Origin of the sequence: Nostoc flagelliforme FACHB-838 (assembly GCF_014698065.1) — a bacterium.
Taxonomy (GTDB): Bacteria; Cyanobacteriota; Cyanobacteriia; order Cyanobacteriales; family Nostocaceae; genus Nostoc; species Nostoc flagelliforme_B.
Genome location: NZ_JACJSI010000372.1, coordinates 1 through 5,594 on the forward strand (window position 1 = coordinate 1; position 5,594 = coordinate 5,594).

Below are 5,594 nucleotides of genomic sequence, written 5' to 3' on the forward strand. Positions count from 1 at the left end.
CCACAAGGGTAATCGTCGCCACAGTCTTAATATATGTAGCTTAAAGGATAAAGTTACCCGAAGACAAAACCGATTTGAGTCAAGTGACTTGGAGAATCGTAGTATCAAATTGTTAGGGATTTTGTTGTCTAACCTGGATAATGTGAAATAAACTCAACTTTCTCACGCCGTTCACTCCGTCCACTGTAGAGCATCTGTCACCAGTTGAGCAAACTTATCAGGGTCAAGATCCTCAAACTCCAGCATCACGCCGCAACGTTCATCACTCTTGCCCAGAGTATTGCCCATCTCCTTCAACAGCGATCGCCAGCCGTAAGCAGAGGCTAAAAATGCTTTTAAAAACCTCAAGGTAAGAAACTTTAGAACTTAGGTTTTTACTTGGGTTGCCACAATGGAGTGATATCAAGGTTTTTAGCAGCAGATACGGCATTCTAACCTACGCCAGTACGGTTTACTCCCCTTTGGTTCTTGTAAAGTTATCGTAATATATATTCATATAAAGCAACATTTGCCCCAAATAAAAGAGTAGGTAATAAAAGCGATGAATCAACCCATTGAATTATCTTTAGAACAAGAATTTAGCCTTAGAACTTTCGCGGATCTTGTGCAGCAGATGTCTCGTGAACAAGCTCAAGAATTTTTGCAGATGCTGTATAAGCAGATGATGATAAGGGAAAAGACTTACTAGGAATTGCTAAAACATCAGTGGGAAGTTGGTTCAGGTTCAATCTTGGGCTAAAACAAACCTTGCTCTCGTTACTTTAAGCGATTCAGAAGATAACGAACACACAATTGTCTTTTTGAAGGGCAAGGCAATAGAGATTATTTGCTTCTACAAAAGAAAGCTTTACAATAACGAACTCACAGTAATAGTTTTGAGTTTTGATGGAACAGTGAACTACTCTGAACTACACCACCGCTAGCCAATCGCACATCACAGACCTACACCCGCTCCCAAACTTAACCCAAATCTGCCACTGCCCCAGATAGCCATTCCAGAACGCTTCACCATCAGCAACGCCGATAAAAAAGCCAATTGTTTTGAGATTGATTGGATTAAATAGGCTAAGAGCCAGATTAGGAGAGGCTTTGAAACAAAGGTATAATTTTCTGTGACAAAAGTGATAGGGCAGTATAAAAAGCAAACGGTGAATAAAAAATGGGCAGTTAAACGATTGACAGTAAATCTTACGTCAACAGAAATAGAGAAATTGTCATCAATACTGTGCAAGAACAGGAAGACCCTTTAATGATGTAATTCGGGAATTACTGCGTTCTTTAAAGGTTGAGAGTGAGGAAGCATCGGAAATTTCGCCAGATTCTGAAGTTTCAGAATTAGCTCGGCTTCCAAAATAAGTCAATAAATGAAGCAATAGATATTACAGGACTGTTCACCTACATTCACACTGAAATGATGCTTGAGGAATTAACAGTCAACTGGTCTTATCGGATACGAAATCTACGCCATCCATTCAGTCCACTGTGGAGCATCTGTAACCAGTTGAGCAAACTTTTCAGGGTCAAGATCCTCAAATTCTAGCATCACGCCGCAACGCTCATCACTCGTTAGCGTACAGAGTAATTCTTTAACCGCATTAACCCCGTACTCCAGCCGCTCAATCGCTAACTGAGCATAATATTTGACCCGCTCCCACCAAGAATCACTGAGTTCTGGATCTGTGTCCATACCCCCCCGATTATTACTTCCATCTTCATTAAGGGGCGGTGTGGACGGCGGGAAATCAGGCAAGGGGGCTATTTGCTGGGAGTAAGGGAGAGAGTTTTGCACTAAGGCTTCCCCTTCTCTTATGTCCTCTTCCCCCTGCGCCCTGCTCCCTGCTCCCCTGCTTCCGTACATGGACTGCATCCTAGCTTTATGTGCCGCATTTCGTTCTTGTTCCTGGTGGCGTTTCCTTTCCCTGCCCTCCCTCTGCCGTTGCCGATAATCCAGCACTTGTTGGATAAACTCTACATCAGAAGTATTCAACCGATAATACCGAACCCTCTGCCTATCCTCCATTGGTCTTCGTGATTCAGTAGACAAACCAAGTTGCCAGAGGAATTGCCCCAAAATCCAAACTGGAGACTCCGATGGCGGGATGGTCAGATTAAGAATGCCTTTAACGTGAGATGCGTTGCGTTTGGAGAAGTCAGCCAAAGCCTGAATCATCGCCTCGTCGCCTTTAATCTCAACCCCAGCCATGAGATCCATCAGCACGGCCCTAAGCCCAAGCCGATGACGCATAAGCCACGCGGTAGAATGATTGCTCCAGTCAGTGCAAATGGCTAATCGCTCCCGTTCCGATTTATCGCGTTCGGCAACAATAGCCGGCGGTGGAATAAATTCTCGCCCCTGTTCATCAATGACCATTTCCCCAGGTGCGGCCAATATCGCTTCAAGTGCAACAATCTTTTTAATTAAGCGTCCCCCGTCATCTTGCTCAACCAGTTCAGGGGTTACGCTCATCCCGTAAGTGTCCTGTATGCGGAATTTCTCACATTCCAAAACCTCCTCCGGCTTGAGATAATCTTGGTGCTGCCTGCTGTTGTAAGTCCTTCTGTCAATATCTTTGGCATTGGCAACTTTACGGTAATGCTCCTCATTGATGGCGATACCAGCCGCCTTCATCCACCGGGAAGTTCCTTCATCACAACTGTCGCCCAAAGGAATAATCGTATTGCCCATCTCAAAAAGGAGCGATCGCAGATCAGAGCGAAGATTATTAATCGACCAATTGCGCTGTGCTTCAATTTGGCAAGAAGCATCCAACGCCCAGTCCTTCTCTGCTCCACGTTTGCCTGTCTCGCGGTTAATGCGAATTAAAAACGCGGTCATCTCATTTTTTTGGAGAATCTTTTCTTTGATGTGACGGGCATTGGTTTCGGCGTAACCAAAAGGAGGACGAGGAGCCACCCAGACATAGATGGGGACATCTGGACGATACCGCCATAATTGCTGGGCGCATTCTGTAGCTGATTGCGAAACAGCATGAAATACACCGAATACAGCATCAAAATGATAGCTGGAAATGTCAACCCCTGAACTGAGACTGGGAGTAATTAAAAAAGCATCGATATCAAGAATAGCAATGTTAATCTCCCTGATGAAAATCACATTCTCTTCAGATCCACTGTTCTCGGAGTGAATAGCCCACACTCGTAACTTGCGGTCTTCGACTGATTCCGGTGTATCATCAGCGTCATCAATTGCTGAACCATCATTGAGCGCTCTTTCTAGCTTTTTGATAAACCGCTTGCTGTCGCTGACCATCATCAACTTTTTACCAAGCATCAACTGAGCGTGGAACTCGGCAACGATTGCGCTGCTGTTTTTCCCTTCATACCAATAAACCTGACGACCCCCTGAACGATATTCATTCTTGATGATGTAGGGTTTTTCACCAGTCGGTCGCATTTGCATAAAAAACTCGATAGTCAAATCATCGAGGTGAGCATCTGCCAACACTACTAGCTTGGCATTGTAGACCAGATACTCCAGCACTTCCAGGATAGCGCCCCGGTGTTCTTTGCAAGTTTTGGACTTGAGCAAGTGGGCGAGGTACTGACAGGCTTCATCTATAAATAAGATGTCATAAGCCTGTAAATCGTTCGCCATTTTATACAGCGAGTCTACGGTAATGCTGAGAGCCTTTGCTTTAGCCCAGTCACCGCAAGAAATCGCAGAGTACATAGCAGTTTGCAAGCGATCGCTGAGATTTTTGAGCAAAGTAACCCGATGCCCGTTGTTCAAAAAGCTCAAGTCTGGGTTATCTTTTCTAATCATTGCCAAGATTTCGGTCTTGCCAGTCCCCATGTCAGAAGCCAAACCAACTAACCCCGATTGAGGCAGAGATTGGATGATTGTGGAGAGATAGCGGGTATTAACGACAATATTAGGTTTGAATTTGTGAAGCCCCCTGGCACGATTGACGAAAAACCTTTGGTTTAACTCGCTGATTCTCAAAGCATCAGCAATCATAGTGGACACTGCTTTATCAGCTTTTTTCCCCAAAGCTACAACCCAATCATCAATTCCTTTTTCGGGACCAGGGAGCAGCGCTACTTCACATTGGCAGGCAAGTTGGAGAATGACTTGACAGGTGCGGCGAGTAGCAGCAAAAACCTGCTGTTTGGTTTTGGGCTTGCTTTCGTAGTCGAAAAGGATAACGAATTTGCGACCCTTTTGCGCCATTGGGACTAAATCAGGGTGCAGGTATTCCACATCTTCCTTGCCGACTCGACCGTTCCAGATTCCAGGGAGTGCGATCGCCACAAAGCCTAAAGTTAGAAGACAAGCAGCCTTTTTTTCGCCCTCAGTAAGGCATACAGGGATTTCGGGGTGTGCCATAACCCAAGCCCAAAAACCCAGTGCTTCACCAACTTCTGTAACGGTGATTAGTTCTGGCATCATTACGTCATACCGCAGGGCTATCAACCGCCAAATGTGCAGAGGGACTCTTAGATACGTGACTCGGTTGGGAGTTTTGGGGGGTGACTCGTATTTAACGGGCTTTTGCGTTTGCTCAAGGGTTGTCTTGTCCCATTCGAGTCTTGGGTAATCGGGTTTCATCCGTCCCCAGTCCATCGGTAGCCAATCTTTAAGCGGGTCAAGTCCACTAACCCACCATGCGCCCGACTCTGCGTGGGCATATCTTTTCAAGTACCCGTCGCGCAGTCGCCCATCGTTGCGTCTGGCAGTTTGGGGGAGAGCGTATAAAAGGTATTCGTATACTTCCGAACCACTTAGAGAGCGGACATTTAGGGCAGTGAGTTTGGGGTCAACGGCGGAATTGACTACCCATTCATGCCAATGGTTAGGAGCTAGCTGATTATTTGTTTGATGTGTATCAATTGTGTGGCTCAAATGAACAGCATCATTTTGGTTCGAGGAGCCACGTAAATTTAGATAATGCTTTGGTAATTCATAATGAGAATTGATGAAGTGGTTTTTAGGTACAGTTTTGAAATCAGTTTGTTTTTTGAAAACTTCTTTTGAGGTTGGTTCAGAAATATTGGGTATTTTAGGTAAGCCATAATTAGGATCTAATAACCGACGACGTTTTGCTTCTCCCATGAGGTGACTCCTTTTTGAGGGAAAAAGATAGTACAAACAAACTAAGAAGTTGTGATTGTAGATGACTTAGAAAAAATCAATTGCATGAAAAATTGATGCTGTCAGGCAGTGAATCTGATATAGAATCAGGGTTGACAGCTTTTTTGAAGTGCTATTGTTTCTCTGGTCAGATTGAAAAAATCAGAATTATCTGCTTCTGGCTGTATGTGGTCGGAATGTGAGATTAATACGTGTGTTAACCACTTTGTTGGTTTTAGGAACTTGGTGCAGATGTGTGGACTGACAACCGGGGTGCATCACGAGTAAACTGCCGTGTTCCAGCCAGAAATCTGTTGGTCTACCGCCGATGGGTTTGATTTGGAATTTGCGACATAACCCCAGGCTGACTGATGCAATCGCAGGGTTAAATCCCATCGATGGCTCGTTGTCTGCGTGCCAACCGATGCTGTCCTGGCCACTGCGGTATTGATTTCCGATGACGATGCGGAATTTGTAGCCAGTCAAAGCGGTGATTCTATCT

General features: G+C 45.0%; 4 protein-coding genes. 1 reads left to right on the plus strand and 3 read right to left on the minus strand.

Annotated elements, in window-relative coordinates:
- Positions 1-171 precede the first annotated feature (171 nt).
- Positions 172-348: a hypothetical protein gene (locus tag H6G97_RS43995; protein ID WP_190946788.1), complete on the minus strand. Its 177-nt coding sequence runs from the start codon at positions 346-348 to the stop codon at positions 172-174.
- Between the two features lie 193 nt (positions 349-541).
- Between H6G97_RS43995 and H6G97_RS44000 the strand changes: the two genes are divergently transcribed.
- Positions 542-688 carry an NblA/ycf18 family protein gene (locus tag H6G97_RS44000; protein ID WP_190946789.1) on the plus strand — a complete coding sequence of 49 codons (147 nt, stop codon included), beginning with the start codon at positions 542-544 and terminating at the stop codon, positions 686-688.
- A 771-nt stretch (positions 689-1,459) separates the two neighbouring features.
- On the opposite strand, the gene H6G97_RS44005 is transcribed toward H6G97_RS44000, so the two are convergent.
- Together H6G97_RS44005 and H6G97_RS44010 are read right to left on the minus strand one after the other, a co-directional pair.
- Positions 1,460-5,074, minus strand: coding sequence for a plasmid replication protein, CyRepA1 family (locus tag H6G97_RS44005; RefSeq protein ID WP_190946790.1), 3,615 nt, complete (start codon positions 5,072-5,074; stop codon positions 1,460-1,462).
- Between the two features lie 186 nt (positions 5,075-5,260).
- A partial coding sequence (locus H6G97_RS44010; protein ID WP_190946791.1) for an alpha-ketoglutarate-dependent dioxygenase AlkB family protein occupies positions 5,261-5,594 on the minus strand: 334 nt, incomplete at its 5' end.

What these genes read in the sequence shown, in the direction of transcription:
- H6G97_RS44000 (WP_190946789.1), top strand. Translation starts at nt 542, where the DNA reads ATGAATCAACCCATTGAATTATCTTTAGAACAAGAATTTAGCCTTAGA.
- H6G97_RS44005 (WP_190946790.1), bottom strand. Translation starts at nt 5,074, where the DNA reads ATGGGAGAAGCAAAACGTCGTCGGTTATTAGATCCTAATTATGGCTTA.